Below are 18501 nucleotides of genomic sequence, written 5' to 3'. Positions count from 1 at the left end.
CTCAGCTTTGCGGCCAGCCGTCCGTGTGTATGAATTCTTCCAGCGGCCTCACCTTGCGCCAGCCTTCGGCCTGCAGCATGGGCTCGTCGTAGAAATGGTCCACCGGCCCAAGGCACAGCAGCGCCATGGGGCGCGCGCCCTGCGGCAGCCGCAGCAGCCCGGCCAGCGCCTCGGGGTCGAACAGCGACACCCAGCCCATCCCCAGGTTCTCCGCGCGCGAGGCCAGCCACAGGTTCTCGATGGCGCAGGCCAGCGAGCACAGCGCCATCTCCTGCGGCAGCGTGCGGCGGCCGAACACCGTGCCGTCGTCCGGCGCCAGCACCGCCACCAGCAGCTCGGCGCACTCGCGCACGCCTTCGACCTTGAGCCGCAGGAAGTCCGCACCGCGCTCGCCCAGGGCCTGGGCCGTGGCGTGGCGCTCGGCCTCCACCAGCCCGGCGATGTCGCGGCGCAGCGCGGCGTCGGCGATGCGTATGAAATGCCAGGGCTGCATCAGCCCCACCGAAGGCCCCTGGTGCGCCGCCTGCAGCAACCGGCGCAGCACGGCGGGCTCCACCGTGCGGCCCGGCAGGAAGTGGCGCATGTCGCGCCGGGCCGCGATGACGCGGTAGAGCGCCTCGCGCTCGGTGTCGTTGAAATGGGTGTTCATCGTGGTCCTCGCCTCCTCCAGGCCCCGCATCGTGCCGCGTGCGCGCGGCCAGGCCGCGATACCGCAGCGCCTTGCTGGCGCAGGGTTTGCGAGCATGGCCGCTCTGGCGGCCGGCGGGCTGAGGGCGCTCAAGCTCACCCCTCAAAAACCGACCTTGAGCGTGAGACGCAGCGTGCGCGGCTCCGCCGGGTGGACGTGGCGCGCATCCGTCACGGGCAGCGCTTCGCCGGGCGCGTGGGACTCGTAGGCGTACTCGATGTCGTTGACCTTGCGGTTGAACAGGTTGAAGACGTCCAGCGTGATCTCGCTGTCGCGGCCCAGGCGGCGGGCCAGGCGCAGGTTGGTGGTGAGCGAGGGGCGGGAGCGCACGCTGTCGTCCTCGACCAGCGCGGCGCTGCCCAGGTAGCGCCACTGCAGGCTGGCCGACCAGGGCCCAAGCTCGCGCAGCGTGAGAGCCACCGAGGCGATGCGGTTGACGGCATTGGGCACCTGGTCGCCCTCGGGGGCGTGCGTGGCAAAGCGCGCCTGCGACCAGGCCAGGTCCGCGTCCACCAGCAGCCAGGGCAGGGGGATGTAGCGGTTGTTCCACTCCACGCCGTGGCGCCGGCTGGGCCGGTTGGGCTCGGTGCCGCCGGCATCGCCCACGTAGACCAGCTCCGAGTCGAAATCCAGCTTCCACAGCGCCAGCGAGCTTTGCAGGCCGGGCATCAGCTCGCTGCGCGCGCCCAGCTCCATGCCGCGCGCGGCCACCAGCCCCGGCACGGGCGCCGCGGCGTCGGTGGCACCGCGCGCGTCGTTGCTGTGGAAACCCCGGCCGGCGTTGAAGAAGAACTCCGTGCGTTGCCACGGGCCCAGGACCAGCGACAGCTTGGGCGACCACAGGTGCGCCGACGCGGCGCCGGAGTTGGCGGTGCAGCTGACGTTGTCCACGTCGAAGCGGGCCTGGTCCGCGCGCAGTCCCGCGATGGTGCGCAGCCAGGGCGTGACTTCCACCGAGGTCTGGCCGTAGAGGCCCCACTGCGTCTGGCGCACGCGGTCCTCGCGCACCGTGGCCGTGAGCTGGCGCTGCGCGCTGTCGAACAGGCCCACGCGTATGCGGTCGTGGCGCAACTGCCATCCCACCTCGCTGCGCGCGGGCAGGGCGCCGAGCGCATGGTTCACGGCGTGGCTGGCGCTCAGGCCGTAGACCTGGCGCCGGTCCCGTTGGGCGATCTGGTCGCCCTGGTCCGGCCGCTCCAGCGCGAAGGTGTGGTTGGAGAAGAGCTGCAGCCTGTAGTCCAGCGCGTAGGCCGCCACCTGGGTGGCGCTGCCGTCGTCGCCGCGCGCGTGCCATTCGCCGGACAGGCTGCTGCGCCGGGTGTTGCCGCCGTCGCTGGGGTCCAGGGAATCGAAGCGGCCGAAGGGCCGGCCCAGGTAGCTGCCCGCGTCTATGAGGCGTTGCGGCACCTGGTTGGTGGCGGTCCAGTGCGCGTCGTAGTGCATCACGCTGGCGCTGAAGCCGCGTGCCGCGCTGCCGCCGCTGAGCGTGAGCACGCCGTTGGCCTTGTGCTGGCCTTCAGGCACGGTCCACGGCCCGTCGTTGCGCTGCAGCTCCACGGCGCCCAGCAGCGACAGGCCGGGTTGCACCTCGGTTGAGACTGCACCCAGGGCGCGGCGGTAGCCGCGCTGGCCTATGGTCAGCGTGGCCTGCGGCCCGTCCAGCTTGCGCACGTAGCGGATGTCGGCGGAGCCGGCCGCGGAGAAGTCGCCCGCCTGCGCGAAGTACGGCCCCTTGCGGTACTCGATGCGATCGACCAGCTCGGGGATGAGGAAATTCAGGTCCGCGTAGCCCTGGCTGTGGCCGTGCGTGGGCATGTTCACCGGCAGCCCGTTGACGGTGGTGGCGAAGTCGGTGCCGTGGTCCAGGTTGAAGCCGCGCAGGAAGTACTGGTTGGCCTTGCCGTCGCCGGAGTGCTGCGTGACGATCATGCCGGGCACGAATTCCAGCACTTCGCCGGGGCGCAGCGCGGGGCGGCTCTTGAGCAGCTCGGCGCGTATCACGCCTTGCGAGGCGGCGTCGGACGCGCCGACGGCGTTGTCGTAATGGCGTGCGGTGACCTTGATGGCGGGCACCACGGACGCGTCCGGTTCCACGCTGCCGGCGCCGGCCGGCGATGGGGAATCAGGGCTGGCCAGCCCGCTGGAGGGGGTGGCGTGGGCGGTTTGCGCCGGGGCCGGCGTCCACGCGGCCAGGCAGGCGCAGGCGAGTGCCGAAAGGGGCCAGCGGGCGCGATGCGGGCGCCTCGGGTCCAGGAATGAGGTCATGGAAGAGCAGGAACAGGCTGCCGGATGCCGCCTCCCCGCGGCTTCCTGGCCATACGCCGCGCGCCAGGCGCGGCTCCCTGTTGGCCGGTATCCGGGCTGGCGGCGCGTCCGGGAGACCCTTCCCGGAAGCCACAGGCTTCCAGTGGGCGAGGACCCGAATGGGGCTTCTGGTCGAAGCCCCGGCCGTTGACCGTTGCGGGGGCAGCTCAGGCTGGAGCGCACGCGGCGCGGCGGCTCTTCCTGATTCCCGTTTAACCGGACCGGCGGAACGCCGGTCCGAGCACCAACGGGAAGGATTCTACTATCCACGGATGCCTTTTTCGCACAAAGTTGCCAGTGCATCCAATGGCCGTGCACTCTGGCGAGACGCCGTGCGTCTTCAGGCCCCCGGCCCCTGGTGGAACACGAGGTCCTCGACCACCTCGCCGCCGCACAGGTGCTGCTCGATGATGCGGTCCATGTTGGCCGGCGTGACGTTGTAGTACCAGGTGCCATCCGGCTGCACGCACATCACCGGCCCGCCCTTGCAGGCCGCAAAGCAGCTCACGCGGCTGCGCTTGACGCGCAAATCGCCCTGGTCCAGCCCGGCGGCCTTGAATTTCTCACTCAGGCTGTCGAACAGGGCCTGCGACTCGCCTTGCTGCGTGCAGCGCGGGCCGGTGCAGATCAGCAGGTGGCGGCGGTAGGTGCCGATCTTGGGTTTCACCACCTCGGCGGCGGGCGCGGTGGCGGCGGTGTCTTGATCCAGGCTCATGGGCTCAACCCTCGCTTTCAGCAACGCTTTCACCCGCAGGCGCCTCTTCCACCGGCTCGGCCAGCGTGGCGGCGATGTACTCCACCGGCAGCCGGTGCAGCCGGGCCAAGTCGGCCACGGTGTGCCCCTGGGCCTGCTGGGCCTGCAGCGTTTCCAGCCAGCCCAGCAGGCCCGTGCTCAGCGAGCGCCCGGCCTTCTCGCCCTCGCGGGTCTCGAAGCCCTGTTCCACGTCGTACTTGTTGGCGTAGCCGCGCGGCGTGACCATCAGCCCGTGGCTGATGAAAGTGGCGCTGTTGCCTATGAGCACGGTGCTGAGCATGCCGATGTCGCACTCGGCCATCTTGTCCAGCGTGGTGAACTCGATGTGCTGGCGCCGCCGGTAGGCGCTCTTGACCACGGCCACCGGCGTGTCGGGGCGGCGGTGGCGCAGGAACAGGCGCTGCGCCTCCACGATCTGGCGCGTGCGCCGGCCGCTCTTGGGGTTGTAGAGCGCCACCACGAAGTCGGCGTAGGCCACGGCGTCCAGGCGGCGCGCGATCACGGGCCAGGGCGTGAGCAAGTCGCTCAGCGAGATGGCGCAGAAGTCGTGCGTCAGCGGCGCGCCCACCAGCGCGGCGCAGGCGTTGAGCGCCGAGGCGCCGGGAATGATTTCGAGCTGCACCGGGTCGTCCGGCGTCCAGCCGGCCTGGAACAGCACCTCGTAGGTCGGCCCGGCCATGCCGTAGACGCCCGCGTCGCCGGAGGAGATGAGGGCCACCTTCTTGCCCGCGCGCGCGGCCTCCAGCGCGTGGACGGCGCGGTCCAGCTCTTCCGTCATGCCCTTGCGCACGACTTCCTTGCCTTTGAGCAGGTCGGCCACCAGCTTGATGTAGGTGACGTAGCCCACCACCACGTCGGCCTCGGCGATGGCCGCGCGCGCGCGCTGCGTCATGTGCTCCACGCTGCCCGGGCCTATGCCCACCAGCATGATCTTGCCCGCGGGCGCGGCGGCAGGGGCTTCGCCGACGGCGCCGGCGGTGTCGATTGAGGTCATGGCTGTTCCATCCTTGATGCGATGCGCGCCACCGACACGGTGGCGTTGCGGCCGTGCGGGCCGCGGTGCTTGTGTTTCTCGACCAGCAGGGCCTGCATGCCGGCGCCGGCGGCCAGCAGCGCCGCCGCCTCGCTCACCGAGGGCGTGCCGGTATAGCGGCGCACCGTCTCCGACGGATTCGGCACGGGCACCGCCGCCAGCTCGGCCGGGGTGTGGAAGCGCAGCGTCCAGCCGTGCTTGCGGGCCAGGGCGAGCAGGCCGGCCTCGTCGGCCTTGAGGTCTATGCTGGCGGCGGCGGCCACGTCGGCCCAGCCGGCGCCTATGGAGGCCAGCGCCTGCGACACGGCCTCTTCTATCGTCTCCATGGGCGTGCCGCGGTCGCAGCCCAGGCCCAAGGCCACGGGGCCCGTCATGCCGCCGCGCCTTGCAGCGGCGGGCGGTACACCACCAGCCGCTCCTGCAGTTGCGCCCACAACGCGGCGGGCACCTCGCGCTGCGTCACCCACAGCACGGCGGCGAAGCGCGAGAGGTCCACGTCCTCTAAGCGGTTGAAGCGGTGGATGCTGGCGGGCAGCGGCGTGGGCCGCGTCCACCAGTGCGGGCTGCCCGCCTCCTGGACGAAAGCGATGGGCTCGCCGTTGACCACGTGGGCCGACACGCGCGTGACGTTGAGCTTGGGCGCCTCCACGCGCCAGCCCAGCTCGCGGCCCAGGATGTCCACGGGAATGGTTTTACCAACGTCCGAGGCCGTGGTGACCACCGCCGTGGCGCCCAGCAGCGCGGCCACTTCCTCAGCGCAGGCGTTGGCGCCGCCGACGTGGCCGGAGAGCACGGGGATGACGAAGCGGCCCGCGTCGTCCACCACCGTGACGCCCGGGTCCTCGTCCTTGGATTTCAGGTGCGGCGCGATCAGCCGCACCACCGCGCCCAGCGACACGAAGAACACGAGCTGGTCGTAGCCCTCGAAGAGGGCCGCGATCTCGTCGCGCAGCGCGCCCGCGTAGGCGCGCACGGGGTTGGCCAGGCCGGCAAAGGCCGGCGCGAATTTCTCGCTGCACACCACGTGGGCCAAGGGCAGCCGGGCGGCGAGGTCGGCCGCCTGCTGCGCGCCGTGCTTGGTGATGGCGACGATGGCCATGCGCGGATCGGTACTGCTCATTCTTCGGTGCTTTCGGTGATGGCGGGTTCAAGGGCGGGGCTGCTCTTCTTGAGGCAGCCGCGCACGCGTTCGCCGCGCACGCGGTGCGGGTGGTGCACCAGCATCAGCGACAGGTAGCTCACCTTCTGGCCGCGCAGCGCCAGCAGCGCTTCGCCGCGGAAGACGCGCTCGTCCGGCGCGCCGCAGCGCTCGATGAAGGCGGCGCCGGCCAGCAGGTCGCGGCGCTGCAGCCAGTCCAGCAGCTCGTCCATGAGCGGCTTGACCTTCATGAGCACCAGCGTGTCGAAGTCCTGCAGCAGCCGGTCCACGGCCGCGATGCCGTAGGCGGCGGGGACGATGGCGACGGTGTCGTCCTGCTCGGCGAGCGGCCGGCCCAGCGTGGCCGCCGACGCCGTGAAGGCGTTGACGCCGGCGAGGGTGTGCACCTCCACGCCCGGCTCCAGCGAGCGCACCGTGCGCGCGAGGTGGCCAAAGGTGGCGTAGGTGCTGGCGTCGCCTTCCACCAGGAACAGCACGTCCTGCCCGGCGCGCAGGGCCGGCAGCACGGCCTCGGCCGCGCGATGCCAGCTGCGCACGAGCTTCTCCTCGTCGTGCGTCATGGGGAAGAGCAGCGCCAGATGGCCTTGCGGCGCCTGCAATCCGGCGCGCTGGACGATGTCGAAGGCGTAGCTGGGCGTCTTGGTGCTGCGCGTGGGGTAGGTCCACAGCGCGTCGCGGCGCTGCAGTTGCGCCCAGGCGGCGCGGGTGATGAGGCCCGGGTCGCCCGGGCCCAGGCTCACGCCCATGAGGCGGCCCAGCGGCGCCGTGTGCAGTGCTTCGGTCATGCGGCGTCTCCGCGTTGTGCGCACACGATCCACACCGGGTTCTCGGCCGCCATGCGGTGCATGTGCAGGATGGGCTTGCTGCGCGAGGCCTGCAGCATCACCACGTCCCAGGCGGCCCCGGCGGCGCGCAGCGCCTCGGTGGCGGTGGCCAGGTTTTCCAGGGTCACGAAGTTCATCACCAGCGTGCCGCCCGGTTTCAGGCGGCGCAGGCACAGCGCGATGAGCTCGGTGAGCTCGCCGCCGGAGCCGCCGATGAAGACGGCATCCGGGTCCAGCCAGTCGTCCAGGTGCTCTGGCGCCTTGCCGTGCACCAGGGTGTGGTTGGACAGCTTGAAGGCGTCGCGGTTGCGCCCGGCAATGGCGAAGTCCTCGGCGTTCTTCTCGATCGCGTAGACGTGGCCGGCGGGGCACAGCCGTGCCGCCTCCAGGCCCACGGAGCCGGAGCCCGCGCCTATGTCCCAGACGATGCTGTCCTCGCGCAACTGCAGCCGTGCCAGCGACACGGCGCGCACCTCGTGCTTGGTGATCAGGCCTTTATCTGGCTGGCGTTGCTGGAAGCTCGCGTCCGGCAGGCCGAAGCGCACGGCAGGCGCGGCGCGCCCGGTGCGCCACAGCAGCAGCACGTTGGGGTCGGCAAAGCGGTGGTTCGCTGCCTCCGCAACGCTCATGCCCGTGACGATGCGCTCGCCCGGCTGCAGCAGCCGCTCCGCCACGGCCCACTGAAAGTCGTCTTGCAACCCTTCGGCCAGCAGCAGCCGCGCCACGCGGTCCGGCGTGTTGTCGGGGCTGGTGAGCACGGCCAGGCGGTCGTGGCGGCGCAGCGCCTGAGTCAATGCGTACAGGCCGTGGCGCGGGTCGGCGCCCGTGAACCATTCGCCGGCGTCCTTGGCGTGGATGCTGGCGATCTTCAAGTCCTGCCACACCAGGCCGACGCGGGCGCAGGCGAGCTGGATGGTGGAGAGGTTGGGCAGCACCTCGATGGACTCCAGGCACAGCCGCATGGCCAGGTAGCCGGCGATGCCGTGGCACAGCGGGTCGCCCGTGGCCAGCACCACGCAGCGCTGGCCGGCGGCCTGCGCTGCGCGCACGTCCTCCACCACGGCCGACAGCGCGCCCAGCTCGCGGCGCTCGGCCTCGGGGTTGAGGCGCGCTTCCAGCAGCGCCAGGGTGCGCCGCGCGCCAATCACCACGTCGGCCTGCGCCAGCGCCTGGAGCGCCACGGCGTTGAGGCTGGCCGCGCCGTCGTCCAGCACGCCGACGATGCGGCAGCGCGGCGGATGGTCTTTCACGTTATCCAGCATGGGACGATGCCTCCGCAATCTTCTTCCCGTCGAAATCGCACACGAGCACGTCCAGCCGGAAGCGGCCGGGGTAGCGCTGCATCACGGTGCCCACCACGGCCCGCGCCAGCGCGGTGTGGAAGGCTTCCAGGAGCCCAAGCGCCTGCATGCGCTCGGCCGCGAAGCGGGCCGTTTCGGCGGCGGCAATGGCGGCGCACTCCTGGGCAGGCGCCCCAATGCCCGCGGCCAGGCGTGCCAGCAGCGCGGTGTCCACCTCCGCGCGGTTGGCGTGGGTGATGGTCTCGCCCTGGGCGATCTTGGTGAGCTTGCCCACCATGCCGCCGATGACCACGCGCGGCAGCTGAGCCTTTTCCGCCGCGTCCAGCGCGTAGCGCAGGAAGTCGCCCATCTGCACGAAGCAGGCTTCCGGCAACTGCGGCAACTGCTCCATGGCGAACTTCTCGGTGCGCCCGCCCGTGGTCAGCACCACGGCGCCGGCACCGGTGGTGGCCGCCACCTCCACGCCCTGGACCACGCTGGCGCGGTAGGCCGCCGTGCTGTAGGGCTTGACGATGCCCGTGGTGCCCAGGATGGAGATGCCGCCCAGGATGCCCAGGCGGGCGTTGAGCGTCTTCCTGGCCATCTCCACGCCCTGCGGCACGGAGATGGTCACGCGCAGCCCGTCGCGCGCCAGCAGCGCGGCGCCGGCTTCGCGCACGTTGTCTTCTATGTTCTGGCGCGGCACGGGGTTGATGGCCGGGCCACCCACTTCCAGGCCCAGGCCCGGCATGGTCACCGTGCCCACGCCAAACCCGCCGCGCAGCTCGAAGCGGCCGGCCTGGCCGGGCAGCCGCTGCACGTCGGCGGTGAGGTGGGCGCCGTCGGTGCAGTCCGGGTCGTCGCCCGCGAACTTCACGACCATGGCGTGGGCGCTGTCGCCGTCGCAGCGGCCGTCGTGCACGGCAAAGCGCACGCGCTGCCCGTTGGGCAGCAGCGATTCCATCTCCGCCGGCACTTCGCCGGTGGCCAGGCCTTCCACCGCGGCGCGCGCGGCGGCGGCCGAGCAGGCGCCGGTGGTGAAGCCGGTGCGGGTGCCGCGCTTGACGGTCTTTTCCATCATGGCCGTGCTCTCCTGCGCGCGCCCGTGCCCGTCAGGCCACTTGGGCCGTTTGGGCCGTGTGGGCCGTGTGGGCCGCGCGCTGGCGCGCCTCGGCCAGGGCCAGCAGCGCGTGTATGGCGGCCACCACCAGCGTGGAGCCGCCCTTGCGGCCGCGAATCACGATCCAGGGCACGTCCTGCAGCATGGCCATCAGGTCCTTGGACTCGGCCGCGGACACGAAACCCACCGGCATGCCCACCACCAGCGCCGGGCGCTGCCCTTCCTCGCGGATCAGGCGCACCAGCTCGATCAGCGCCGTGGGCGCGTTGCCTATGCCCACGATGGCGCCCTGCAGCAGCCCCAGGCGCGCGGCCTTGCGCATGGCCTGCACGGCGCGCGTGGTGTCCTGCGCCTTGGCGGTATCGATCACGTCCGGGTCGCTGATGAACTGGTGCGTGCGCACCCCGAAGTGGGCCAGGCGGGGTTGCGACAGGCCGGAGCAGATCATCTCCACGTCGGCTACCAGCGGTGCGCCGCCGCGCAGCAGGGCCTGGATGCCGGCCTCCACCGCGCCGGGATGGAAGTCGGTGAGGCCGTTGAACTCGAAGTCCGCGTTGGCGTGGATCATGCGGCGCACGATGGGCCATTGCTCGGCCGCATAGGCGTGCGGCCCCGCTTCGGCGTCGATGATGGCGAAGCTGTCGTGCTCTATGGCCTGCCCGGCGCGCGTGAGCTGCTCGGTGACGGTGTTGACCGTGCTCATGCCGGTACTTTCACAGGCTCGTGGGCATGGTCGTGGTGCTCATGCCCGTGGTGATGGTGCTCCTGGCCGTGGTGATGGTGCTCCTGGCCGTGCCCATGCACGTGCACCAACTGCTCCTGGCCGTGCGCGTGCGCCTCGGCCGCCTGCGGCGCATGGGTGTGCTCGTGCGAGTGGCCGTGGCCCAGGTCGTGGGCGACTTCGCGGTAGCGGCAGCCGTCGCAGGCGAGCTTCGCCTGCGGCGTGCCGTTGCGCAGGTCGGCCACGCGCTGCTCCAGCAACTCGAAAATCTCTTTCTCGAAGCCGAAGTGCTCCGAGCACGCGAAGCGCAGCTGCGGGTACTGCGCGCGCAGGTGCTCCACCTGGCGGTGGATGCGCTGCATCAGCGTGCCGGTGTAGAGGTAGTAGGGCAGCACCACGATCTGGCGCATGCCCAGCAGCGACTGGCGCTGCACCACGCGCTCCAGGCGCGGCCAGGTGATGCCGGTGAAGGCCAGCTCGACCAGCTCGTGGTCGCCTTCCTCCATCAGCCAGCGCGCCATCTTGGCCATGTCGCCGTTGGCCGCGCGGTCGGAGGAGCCCCGTCCCAGCACGATCACGCCGGTGGTGGTCGGGTCGGGCATGTCCAGTGCCGACATGGCCTTGCGCAGCCGGCGCTTGAGGATGGCAAGAATCGGGTCGCAGGCCGTGAGGTGCGGGCCGTAGAGGAACTCCACGCCGGGGCAGTGCTCGCGGGCGTGCTCTATGGCCTCGGGAATCTCCATCTTCACGTGCCCGGCGGCATTGAGGATGAGCGGCAGCACCAGCACACGCGACGATCCTTTCGCCGCGGCCAGCAGGCCGTCGTGCAGCGAGGGCGGGGCGAATTCGATGAAGCAGACTTCGATGCGCCAGCCGGGCTGGCGCGCGCGCCAGAGCTCCACGAACTCGCGGATCTCCTGGTTGCCGCTGTCTTCGCGCGAGCCGTGGCCCACGAGCAGGATGGTGTCGGTCATGGGGCCTCCGGGGCCGGTGCGGCGGGCTCGGTGGCGCGCCGGAAACGATGGGTGAAACTGGGGTCGTACAGGCGCGAGCGCGTGAGATCGGTCCACTGCCGCGAGCCCAGCGTGGGGCTGGCGATGACCATGGCCTGGCTGACGATGCCGGCGTCGCGGCACAGTTGCTTGATGGTGGCCAGCGTGCCGCGGACGATGCGCTCCTCGCCCGGCCAGCTCGCCTTGTGCACCACCAGCACCGGCGCGTCCTCGCTCCAGCCCGCGGCGCGCAGCCCGGCTTCGACCTTGTGCAGCAGCGTGATGGACAGGAAGATGCACAGCGTGCAGCGGTGCGCGGCCAGCTCGCGCAGCGACTCGCCCGCGGGCATGGGCGTGCGCCCCTCCACGCGGGTGAAGATGGTGGTCTGCGTGACCTCCGGCAGCGTGAAGGTCTCCACGGCCGCGGCCGCCGAGGCCATGGCCGAGGACACGCCCGGCACCACCGCCACCGGGATGCCCGCCGCGTCCAGCGGCTGCACCATCTCGATGAGCGTGCCGTACAGCGCCGGGTCGCCGGTCTGCAGCCGCACCACCGTCTGGTGGCGGGCGGCGCGCTCGATGAGCCACGTCGCCATCTGCTCCATCGTCATGTCCTTGCTGTCGGCGATCTCGCAACCGGCCGGTGCCCAGCGCGTGGCGGCCTCGTTGACGAGGGAACCGGCGAACAGGATGGCGCCGGCGCGCTCGATGAGCGCGCGGCCCTTGACGGTGATGAGCTCGGGGTCGCCGGGGCCGGCACCCACGAACCAGACGGTGCCGGGCAGGGTCGCTGCGTTCATGGCCACGGGATCAGGCGGCGGCCGTCAGGCGCTCGTCCAGGCAGGCGCGGGCCCAGGCCTGCTCGCGCACGGTGGCGGCCAGGCGCACCAGGCCGAACGTGAACACCGGCTCCAGCGCGGCCACGCTCACGTAGGAGGCGGCGAACATCGCCCAGTCGGAGAGCGCCGTGGCCTGTTCGCCCAGGGCCAGCCAGAAGCCCACCATCAGCGTCACGCCGGCGTAGTAGGCGGCGTCCAGGCGCACGATGCGGCCCAGGCGCTGCGCGGCGGCGCTGCCCATGGTGTGGTGCACCACCATCAGCGGGACGATCAGCGACAGGGCGTTGACGGCCAGGTGCACGAGGTCCTGCGGCTCGAACAGCAGGCCCTGCAGCAGCAGCCCGGCGGCAAAGCCGAAGAGCGTGGGCAGGTAGCCCAGCAGCAAGTACATGGGCATGGCGCCGATGAGGTGCAGCTCCGACGGGCCGGCCTTCATGTGAAAGCTTTGCATCAGCACCGAGAAGAACACCGCGGCCAGCGCCGTGCGCAGCCACAGCGCGGGCTTCTTGAGCAGCGCGGGGGCATGGGCCGCCAGCACCGCCACGGCGGCGGCATTGGCGAACATGAGCTTGCCTTGGGCCAGCAGGCCGGGTTCTATGTGCATGGGTTTTCCTCTCTGTGATGGGGACGGTGGCGGCTCAGGCGCCCAACACCCGGGCCACCGCGCCGGGGTTGGAAGGGAAGTAGGCGTGGAAGTAGCTGGCCGTGAGCCGGCCCACGCGGTACACGGCTTCAGCGGCGCGTCCGCCCGTGGGCGAGACGCCGCGCACCAGCGGCGCCAGCGGCGTCTCCAGCGTCGAGTAATGGAAGCTGTGCCCGCGCAACTCGCCCTCGGGCATCGCCACCGACTGCATGCCCAGCGCCTGCAGCCGCGGCTTCATGGCGGCTTCGCCAGGCAGCAGGCCGGCCATGGCGTGGCGCTGGCCCTGGGCGTCGGTCAGCGCGTCGGTGAGCACCAGCATGCCGCCGCACTCGGCCAGCATGGGCTTCTGCGCCGCTTGATGCGCGCGCAACGCCTGCATGAAGCCGGACCGCTGCGACAGCGCCGCCGCATGCAGCTCCGGGTAGCCGCCGGGCAGCCACAGCGCGTCGCAGTCCGGCACCGCGTCGCCGGCCAGGGGAGAGAAAAAGGCCAGCGCCGCGCCCAGCGCGCGCAGGGTGTCCAGGTTGGCGGGGTAGACAAAGCTGAACGCCTCGTCGCGCGCGATGGCGATGCGGCGCCCGCGCAGCAGCGGCGGCACGGGTTCTTCCGGCTCGGCCTCGAAGCGCACCGGCGCCGCGCTGAAGCCGGCGCCGCCGGCCGCGGCCCAGGCGTCGGCCCAGCGCTCCAGGCGGGCATCCAGGTCCGGCAGCTCGGCCGCCTGCACCAGGCCCAGGTTGCGCTCCGGCAGGGCCAGCGCCTCGTCCCGGGGCAGGGCGGCCAGCAGCGGCAAGTGGGCGGGCAGCGACTCGCGCAGCATGTCCGCGTGGCGCGCGCCGCCAATGGCGTTGGCGATGACGCCCGCCATGCGCATGTCCGCACGGTAAGTCGCCAGGCCGTGGGCCAACGCGCCAAAGGTCTGCGCCATGGCGCCGGCCTTGATGACGGCCACCACCGGCAAGCCGAAGGCCGCGGCCAGGTCGGCGCTGCTGGGCGTGCCGTCGTACAGGCCCATCACGCCCTCGACCAGGATCAGGTCCGCCTCGCGCGCCGCCGCATGCAGCAGCGCGCGGCAGTGCGCCAGCCCGCCCATGAACAGGTCGAGCTGCTGCACCGGGTGGCCGCTGGCGCGCTCCAGCAGCATGGGGTCTATGAAGTCGGGGCCGGTCTTGAAGACGCGCACGCGCTTGCCTTGGCGCACGGCATGGCGCGCGATGGCCGCGGTGACGCTGGTCTTGCCCTGGCCCGACGCCGGGGCGCCCAGCAGCAGCGCCGGGCACATGGCGTGGCGGGATGCGGAGGCGGGCGCCGCGCAAGGATCACCCAGGGTTGCGTGCGAAACGCCATCTGCGCCCAAGGGGCACGACGAGAGGGACATGGAACCGCGAAGGCTTGACGCCAGGTCCCGCTTCCCCGCAGGCCCCGAGCTCATATGCCGCGCCTGCTTGCGGCAGGGGCGGCGCCTTGTTGGCCGGTATCCGGGCTGGCGGCGCGACCGGCGGACCCTTCCCAGAAGACGACGTCCTCCAGTGGGCGAGAGCCGGTTGAGGTGTGTGGACACCTCGGCCGTTGACCGTTGCGGGGGCAGCTCAGGCTGGGGTGCCGCGAAGCGGCGGCCCTTCCTGATTCCCGTTTAACCGGGTCGGCAGAGCGCCGACCCGAGCACCAACGACGCGCATTCTAATGACAAGCGTGGCGTGTTCCTCACCCCAGCGGTGCCCGGATGTGAGCTGCGTCAGGGCGCGCCCGGGCCAGCGGCTAAAATTGGGCGTTTGTTGGTGCCTGTTGGCGGCCCGCCGGCCGCGGCGGTTCAACGGGAATCAGGAAGGGCGCGCCGCCGGCCTGGAAGGCCGTGGTTGTGCCCTCAACCTGGGCTGCCCCCGCAACGGTCAGCGGACGCAGGGCGGGGCGGCTGCCCTGTTCCTGCGCCCCGGCATCGGCCACTGGGCCCTTTCTTGCTTGGACGGCACGTGCCGCGGGCCTGGGAAGGCCGCAGGGCCTGTCGCTGCCGGCCCGGATACCGGCCAACAAGGGGACGCGGCGCGTTGGTGCGCCGTGCCGTTTGAAGTTCGTTGCCGCGGGGAAGCGGTGGCGCATGCCTTGCCGTCAAAGTTTTTCATGACCCTTTCCCGCCACAGCAGTGCCCTCCCCCCGGCGGGTCGCCATGAGCTCATCCTGGGCGGCGCCAAGAGCGGCAAGTCGCGCACGGCCGAGCTGCGCGCCGCCGCCTGGCTGGCCGCCGCGCCGGGCCGCGAGGCCACGCTCATCGCCACGGCGCTGGCGGGCGACGAGGAAATGGCCGAGCGCATACGCCGCCACCAGGCCGAGCGTGCCGCGCGCGTGCACGCGCTGCGCACCGTCGAGGCGCCGCTGGACCTGCCCGGCGCCTTGCGCATCCATGCCCACCCCGAGCGGCTGCTGGTGGTGGACTGCCTCACGCTCTGGCTCACCCAATGCCTGCTGCCGCCCGCGGGCGACGGCCTGGACAAGGCCGGCTGGGCCGCCTGTGAAGCCCGGTTGCTGGCCGCCTTGCGCGACAGCGCGTCACCCGTGGTGCTGGTGTCCAACGAAATCGGCTTGGGCGTGATGCCCATGTCGCGCGAGGCCCGCGCCTGCGTCGATGCGCTGGGCCTGCTGCACCAGCGCGTGGCCGGGCTGTGCGAGCGCGTCACGCTGATGGTGGCGGGCTGCGAGCTGCGGGTGAAGGGCGCCCAATGAACGCCGCCCAAATGAAACCCGCCTCGATGCGCCGCGCCGTGCTGGCCGCCCTGGCGGCGCTCACCCTGGCGCTGCCCGCCTTCGGCCAGTCTTTTGCGCTGCGCGACGACCGCGGGGTGCAGTTGCACTTTGCCGCGCCGCCGCAGCGCATCGTCACGCTGCTGCCCTCGCTCACCGAAAGCATCTGGGCCCTGGGCGGCGGCGCCCGCCTGGTGGGCGTGGACCGCTACTCCAATTGGCCCCGCGACGTCGAGAAGCTGCCGCACCTGGGCGGGCTGGAGGACGCGCAGATCGAAGCCATCGTGGCGCTCAAGCCGGACGTGGTGCTGGCCTCCACCTCCGCGCGCGCGCTGGACCGGCTGGAGGCGCTGGGCGTGCGCGTGCTGCGCCTGCGCTCGGAAAGCCATGCCGACGTGCGCCGCACCCTGGAGCTGCTGGCCCGGCTGCTGGGCACGCCCGCCGAGGGCGAGCAACTGTGGGCCCGGCTGGAACGCGAGATGGACGCCGCCGCGGCCCGCGTGCCGGCGTCCCTGCGCGGCCAGCGCGTCTACTTCGAGGTGGAAGGTGGCCCCTACACCGCGGGCACCGCCTCCTTCATCGGCCAGACGCTGGCGCGGCTGGGCGTGGGCAACATCGTCCCGGCGGACATGGGCCCCTTTCCCAAGCTCAACCCGGAATTCGTCGTCCGCGCCCAACCCGCCGTGGTGATGGGCGTGCCGCGGGAGATGGCCGGCCTGGCCCAGCGTCCGGGCTGGGGCATGCTGGCCGCGCTGCGCGAAGGCCGCGTCTGCGGCTTCGACACCGCGCAGTACGACGTGCTCATCCGCCCCGGCCCCCGCTTGGGCGAGGCCGCCGGCCTGCTGGCCGACTGCCTGGCGCGCGTTGGGCGCAAGTGACCATGGCCGTGTTCAACCTCAAGGCCCGGCCCGCCCAGCCCGCACCGGACGACGCCGCGCGGCGCCGCCGCGGCCTGGCCTGCGCGCTGGCGCTGCTGCTGGTGCTGGGCCTGCTCGCGGGCCTGGCCAGCGGCAGCGACGGCTTCTCGCCCGGCGCCCTGTTCGAAGACCTGGCCGGCGGCCAGGCAGCGCTGATCGTGGGCGAGATCCGCCTGCCCCGCACCGTGGGCGCCGCCCTCGTGGGCGCACTGCTCGGTTTGGGCGGGGCCCTCGCGCAGGGGCTGTTCCGCAACCCGCTGGCCGATCCCTATCTGTTGGGCTCCTCGGCCGGCGCCGGCCTGAGCGTGGTGGCCGTGCTGGCCGCCGCCTCCGTGGGCGGTGCCAGCGTGAGCATGGCCACCGTCGCCTGGCTGGAGCGCGTGGGCATGGTGGTGGCCGCCTTCGTGGGCGCGCTGGGGGGCGCGGCGCTCACGCTGTCGCTGGCGCGCGGCGCGCTGCACACCACGCGGCTGCTGTTGGGCGGCGTGGTCGTGTCGGTGCTGTTGGGCGCGGGCACCGACTTGCTCACCGTGATCAGCCCCGAGGCGCTGCGCGGCAGGCAGGCCTTCATCCTGGGCAGCACCAGTTTCCTGAGCCTGTCGTCCCTGCCAGTGCTGGGCCTGGGCCTGGCGCTGCTGCTGGCCATCGCGCTGCGCCGGGCGCGGGCGCTGGATGCGCTCACCTTGGGCGAGGACAGCGCCGCCAGCCTGGGGCTGGACCTGGCGCGCGTGCGCCTGGTGATGGTGGCGGTGATGAGCCTGGGCACGGCGCTGGCGGTATCGCAGGCCGGGCTGGTGGCCTTCGTCGGCCTGGTGGCGCCTCACCTGGTGCGCCGCCACGCGCCGGGGGCGCACCGCTGGATGCTGGCGGCCAGCGCCGCCATGGGCGCGGTGCTGCTGCTGCTGGCCGACGTCATCGCCCGCGCCGCCATCGCGCCGGAAGAGCTGCCCGTGGGCGTGGTCACCGCCGTGTTGGGCGGCCTCTACCTCTTTGCGCTGCTGCGCCGCCGGGGGCTGTCGTGACGGTGCTGATGCAAGTCAGCGGCCTGTCCGTGGCGCTGGGCGGGCGCCCCGTGCTGGACGGCGTGGACTTGTCCGTGCTGCCGGGCTGGACGGCCATCGTGGGGCCCAACGGCGCGGGCAAGTCCACGCTGCTGCGCACCCTGGCCGGCCTGCAGGTGCCGCAGGCCGGCACGGTGGAGTTGCAGGGCCGCAGCGTGCACCGCATGCACGTGGTGGAGCGGGCGCGGCACCTGGCCTGGCTGGCGCAGCAGGGCCATACCACGGGCGAGCTGACCGTGCGCGAGACGGTGGGGCTGGGCCGCATCGCGCAATTGGGCCTGCTGGGCACGCCGGGGCCGGCCGATGCCGCCGTGGTGGCGCAGGCCATGGCGCTGACCGAGTGCGCCGAGTGGGCGCAGCGGCGGCTGCAGCAGCTCTCCGGCGGCGAGCGCCAGCGCGTGCTGCTGGCGCGCGCCCTGGCCACCGAGGCGCCGCTGCTGCTGCTGGACGAGCCCACCACGCACCTGGACGCGCCGCACCAGGTGGCGCTGGCGCGGCTGTTCGACCACCTGGCGCGCGACAGCGTGCAGCCGCGCAGCATCGTCACGGTGCTCCACGACCTGCCCATCGCGCTGCGCGCCGACCGCGTGATCGTCCTGGCCGCCGGCCGCGTCGTCACCCAGGGCGCCCCGTTCGAGGCCGGCGTGCGGCGCGCGCTGGAAGAGGTCTTCCAGGGCGCCATACGCATAGAAGTGGACGCGCGCGGACGCTCGCGGGTGGAGCTGGCGCTGGACGAGCCGCAGGCCTGATGCCAATTCGTTCTCCACACTGAAATGACCTCGTCACACCCGCGCAGGCGGGTGTCCACGAGTACTGGGCAGCCTCCCGGCGTGCGTGGATGCCCGCCTTCGCGGGCATGACGGGAAAAATTCCAGCTTCGAACGAGAAATCGAATGAAGCGCCGCCGCGCTTGCTGAAAGCTCAGGCGCCGCGCGGCGCGGCGCCGTTCTGCGCCTTGCCGCGCCCCGTGCGCGCCTGCAGCTCGTCGATGCGCTGCGAGGCCTGCGCCTTGGTCAGCGTTTCGTCGAAGGGCTCCTTGGCCTCCTCGCTCAGCGTCTTCAGGTAGGACTTCTGCGCCCCCGTCATGGGCTCGTCGCCGGTGACCCAGTCCTGCGGGTCCTTTTGCATGTTGCTGTCGTCGGCTTCGCTCTGGACGTGCTTGTCGGTCATGGACATCTCCTGATGGCTGGATGGATGTCCAGTAGTCGGCAAGCAGCGTGCCGCTTCAAGGGCTCAGCGCCTGGCCGCCAGCGCGTTGTCCGCCGCGGGGAGCCAGCGCCCCTGGTCGCGCAGCCGAGCGCCGTCGAATCGCAGCCAGCTCTGCGTGCCGTAGTGGCGCAGCCGCGGGGCGGCGGCCTGCAGTGCGGCGGCGTCCACGCCGGCCACCACCAGCGTCGGCGCGGCAGCGCCCGCCACGGCCCAGGCCACCACCG

General features: G+C 72.2%; 20 protein-coding genes and 2 riboswitches. Of the genes, 4 read left to right on the top strand and 16 right to left on the bottom strand.

The window, feature by feature from the left end; all coding sequences use genetic code 11:
• Position 1 precedes the first annotated feature (1 nt).
• The 14 genes from bluB to ALA01S_RS22830 form a co-directional block, all read right to left on the bottom strand.
• Positions 2-649: a 5,6-dimethylbenzimidazole synthase gene (bluB, locus tag ALA01S_RS22895; protein ID WP_066341438.1), complete on the bottom strand. Its 648-nt coding sequence runs from the start codon at positions 647-649 to the stop codon at positions 2-4.
• A 141-nt stretch (positions 650-790) separates the two neighbouring features.
• Positions 791-2782 (bottom strand): TonB-dependent receptor, encoded by a 1992-nt coding sequence (locus tag ALA01S_RS22890; protein WP_238455908.1) that lies wholly within the window; start codon positions 2780-2782, stop codon positions 791-793.
• 236 nt (positions 2783-3018) lie between these two features.
• A riboswitch (cobalamin riboswitch) is annotated at positions 3019-3256 on the bottom strand.
• A 76-nt stretch (positions 3257-3332) separates the two neighbouring features.
• A complete protein-coding gene (locus tag ALA01S_RS22885; protein ID WP_066341437.1) occupies positions 3333-3707 on the bottom strand; it encodes a (2Fe-2S) ferredoxin domain-containing protein in 375 nt (124 codons plus the stop codon).
• Between the two features lie 4 nt (positions 3708-3711).
• A complete protein-coding gene (gene cobJ / locus ALA01S_RS22880; protein ID WP_084267837.1) occupies positions 3712-4740 on the bottom strand; it encodes a precorrin-3B C(17)-methyltransferase in 1029 nt (342 codons plus the stop codon).
• Entirely contained in the window at positions 4737-5153 is a 417-nt protein-coding gene (locus tag ALA01S_RS22875) for a cobalamin biosynthesis protein (protein ID WP_066341435.1), read from the bottom strand. The genes cobJ and ALA01S_RS22875 overlap by 4 nt, the downstream gene beginning before the upstream one ends.
• A complete protein-coding gene (locus ALA01S_RS22870) occupies positions 5150-5899 on the bottom strand; it encodes a cobalamin biosynthesis central domain-containing protein (protein ID WP_066341434.1) in 750 nt (249 codons plus the stop codon). The genes ALA01S_RS22875 and ALA01S_RS22870 overlap by 4 nt, the downstream gene beginning before the upstream one ends.
• Entirely contained in the window at positions 5896-6723 is an 828-nt protein-coding gene (cobI, locus tag ALA01S_RS22865) for a precorrin-2 C(20)-methyltransferase (protein ID WP_066341432.1), read from the bottom strand. The genes ALA01S_RS22870 and cobI overlap by 4 nt, the downstream gene beginning before the upstream one ends.
• Positions 6720-8024 carry a bifunctional cobalt-precorrin-7 (C(5))-methyltransferase/cobalt-precorrin-6B (C(15))-methyltransferase gene (locus ALA01S_RS22860; RefSeq protein WP_066341430.1) on the bottom strand — a complete coding sequence of 435 codons (1305 nt, stop codon included), beginning with the start codon at positions 8022-8024 and terminating at the stop codon, positions 6720-6722. Before ALA01S_RS22860 ends, cobI begins: the two co-directional genes overlap by 4 nt.
• Complete coding sequence (locus ALA01S_RS22855; protein WP_066341428.1) at positions 8014-9123, bottom strand: cobalt-precorrin-5B (C(1))-methyltransferase; 1110 nt, start codon at positions 9121-9123, stop codon at positions 8014-8016. The genes ALA01S_RS22860 and ALA01S_RS22855 overlap by 11 nt, the downstream gene beginning before the upstream one ends.
• A 31-nt stretch (positions 9124-9154) precedes the next feature.
• Positions 9155-9865 carry a precorrin-8X methylmutase gene (locus ALA01S_RS22850; protein WP_066341427.1) on the bottom strand — a complete coding sequence of 237 codons (711 nt, stop codon included), beginning with the start codon at positions 9863-9865 and terminating at the stop codon, positions 9155-9157.
• Positions 9862-10857: a sirohydrochlorin chelatase gene (locus tag ALA01S_RS22845; RefSeq protein WP_066341426.1), complete on the bottom strand. Its 996-nt coding sequence runs from the start codon at positions 10855-10857 to the stop codon at positions 9862-9864. Before ALA01S_RS22845 ends, ALA01S_RS22850 begins: the two co-directional genes overlap by 4 nt.
• Positions 10854-11675 carry a precorrin-4 C(11)-methyltransferase gene (gene cobM, locus ALA01S_RS22840; RefSeq protein ID WP_066341425.1) on the bottom strand — a complete coding sequence of 274 codons (822 nt, stop codon included), beginning with the start codon at positions 11673-11675 and terminating at the stop codon, positions 10854-10856. The genes ALA01S_RS22845 and cobM overlap by 4 nt, the downstream gene beginning before the upstream one ends.
• Positions 11676-11685: 10 nt before the next feature.
• Positions 11686-12318, bottom strand: a complete 633-nt coding sequence (locus tag ALA01S_RS22835) for an energy-coupling factor ABC transporter permease (protein WP_066341424.1) — start codon at positions 12316-12318, stop codon at positions 11686-11688.
• A 34-nt stretch (positions 12319-12352) separates the two neighbouring features.
• Positions 12353-13636 (bottom strand): cobyrinic acid a,c-diamide synthase CobB, encoded by a 1284-nt coding sequence (locus tag ALA01S_RS22830; protein WP_066341422.1) that lies wholly within the window; start codon positions 13634-13636, stop codon positions 12353-12355.
• Positions 13637-13806: 170 nt separating this feature from the next.
• A riboswitch (cobalamin riboswitch) is annotated at positions 13807-14039 on the bottom strand.
• A 433-nt stretch (positions 14040-14472) separates the two neighbouring features.
• On the opposite strand from ALA01S_RS22830, the gene ALA01S_RS22825 reads away from it, so the two are divergent.
• The 4 genes from ALA01S_RS22825 to ALA01S_RS22810 are packed head-to-tail and all read left to right on the top strand — an operon-like array spanning position 14473 to position 17817.
• Complete coding sequence (locus ALA01S_RS22825) at positions 14473-15072, top strand: bifunctional adenosylcobinamide kinase/adenosylcobinamide-phosphate guanylyltransferase (protein ID WP_066341457.1); 600 nt, start codon at positions 14473-14475, stop codon at positions 15070-15072.
• Positions 15069-15968, top strand: a complete 900-nt coding sequence (locus ALA01S_RS22820) for an ABC transporter substrate-binding protein (RefSeq protein WP_238455907.1) — start codon at positions 15069-15071, stop codon at positions 15966-15968. Before ALA01S_RS22825 ends, ALA01S_RS22820 begins: the two co-directional genes overlap by 4 nt.
• Positions 15969-15970: 2 nt before the next feature.
• A complete protein-coding gene (locus ALA01S_RS22815; protein WP_066341418.1) occupies positions 15971-17029 on the top strand; it encodes a FecCD family ABC transporter permease in 1059 nt (352 codons plus the stop codon).
• Positions 17026-17817, top strand: a complete 792-nt coding sequence (locus ALA01S_RS22810; RefSeq protein ID WP_238455906.1) for an ABC transporter ATP-binding protein — start codon at positions 17026-17028, stop codon at positions 17815-17817. The genes ALA01S_RS22815 and ALA01S_RS22810 overlap by 4 nt, the downstream gene beginning before the upstream one ends.
• Positions 17818-17989: 172 nt before the next feature.
• Here ALA01S_RS22810 and ALA01S_RS22805 read toward each other — a convergent pair whose 3' ends face one another.
• Both ALA01S_RS22805 and ALA01S_RS34075 read right to left on the bottom strand, forming a co-directional pair.
• Positions 17990-18238 (bottom strand): DUF3072 domain-containing protein, encoded by a 249-nt coding sequence (locus ALA01S_RS22805; RefSeq protein ID WP_157119206.1) that lies wholly within the window; start codon positions 18236-18238, stop codon positions 17990-17992.
• 63 nt (positions 18239-18301) lie between these two features.
• Positions 18302-18501, bottom strand: a 200-nt coding sequence (locus tag ALA01S_RS34075; protein ID WP_169805983.1) for a hypothetical protein, incomplete at its 5' end; no start/stop codon positions are given.

The sequence above is a fragment of the Azohydromonas lata NBRC 102462 genome, from assembly GCF_001571085.1.
GTDB lineage: Bacteria > Pseudomonadota > Gammaproteobacteria > Burkholderiales > Burkholderiaceae_C > Azohydromonas > Azohydromonas lata.
This window is presented reverse-complemented; position numbering and strand designations above follow the sequence as displayed.

Excerpts from the sequence above, each read along its gene's own strand:
- bluB (WP_066341438.1), bottom strand. The coding sequence starts at position 649 with ATGAACACCCATTTCAACGACACCGAGCGCGAGGCGCTCTACCGCGTC.
- ALA01S_RS22885 (WP_066341437.1), bottom strand. The coding sequence starts at position 3,707 with ATGAGCCTGGATCAAGACACCGCCGCCACCGCGCCCGCCGCCGAGGTG.
- cobJ (WP_084267837.1), bottom strand. The coding sequence starts at position 4,740 with ATGACCTCAATCGACACCGCCGGCGCCGTCGGCGAAGCCCCTGCCGCC.
- ALA01S_RS22875 (WP_066341435.1), bottom strand. The coding sequence starts at position 5,153 with ATGACGGGCCCCGTGGCCTTGGGCCTGGGCTGCGACCGCGGCACGCCC.
- ALA01S_RS22870 (WP_066341434.1), bottom strand. The coding sequence starts at position 5,899 with ATGAGCAGTACCGATCCGCGCATGGCCATCGTCGCCATCACCAAGCAC.
- cobI (WP_066341432.1), bottom strand. The coding sequence starts at position 6,723 with ATGACCGAAGCACTGCACACGGCGCCGCTGGGCCGCCTCATGGGCGTG.
- ALA01S_RS22860 (WP_066341430.1), bottom strand. The coding sequence starts at position 8,024 with ATGCTGGATAACGTGAAAGACCATCCGCCGCGCTGCCGCATCGTCGGC.
- ALA01S_RS22855 (WP_066341428.1), bottom strand. The coding sequence starts at position 9,123 with ATGATGGAAAAGACCGTCAAGCGCGGCACCCGCACCGGCTTCACCACC.
- ALA01S_RS22850 (WP_066341427.1), bottom strand. The coding sequence starts at position 9,865 with ATGAGCACGGTCAACACCGTCACCGAGCAGCTCACGCGCGCCGGGCAG.
- ALA01S_RS22845 (WP_066341426.1), bottom strand. The coding sequence starts at position 10,857 with ATGACCGACACCATCCTGCTCGTGGGCCACGGCTCGCGCGAAGACAGC.
- cobM (WP_066341425.1), bottom strand. The coding sequence starts at position 11,675 with ATGAACGCAGCGACCCTGCCCGGCACCGTCTGGTTCGTGGGTGCCGGC.
- ALA01S_RS22835 (WP_066341424.1), bottom strand. The coding sequence starts at position 12,318 with ATGCACATAGAACCCGGCCTGCTGGCCCAAGGCAAGCTCATGTTCGCC.
- ALA01S_RS22830 (WP_066341422.1), bottom strand. The coding sequence starts at position 13,636 with ATGTGCCCGGCGCTGCTGCTGGGCGCCCCGGCGTCGGGCCAGGGCAAG.
- ALA01S_RS22825 (WP_066341457.1), top strand. The coding sequence starts at position 14,473 with ATGACCCTTTCCCGCCACAGCAGTGCCCTCCCCCCGGCGGGTCGCCAT.
- ALA01S_RS22820 (WP_238455907.1), top strand. The coding sequence starts at position 15,069 with ATGAACGCCGCCCAAATGAAACCCGCCTCGATGCGCCGCGCCGTGCTG.
- ALA01S_RS22815 (WP_066341418.1), top strand. The coding sequence starts at position 15,971 with ATGGCCGTGTTCAACCTCAAGGCCCGGCCCGCCCAGCCCGCACCGGAC.
- ALA01S_RS22805 (WP_157119206.1), bottom strand. The coding sequence starts at position 18,238 with ATGACCGACAAGCACGTCCAGAGCGAAGCCGACGACAGCAACATGCAA.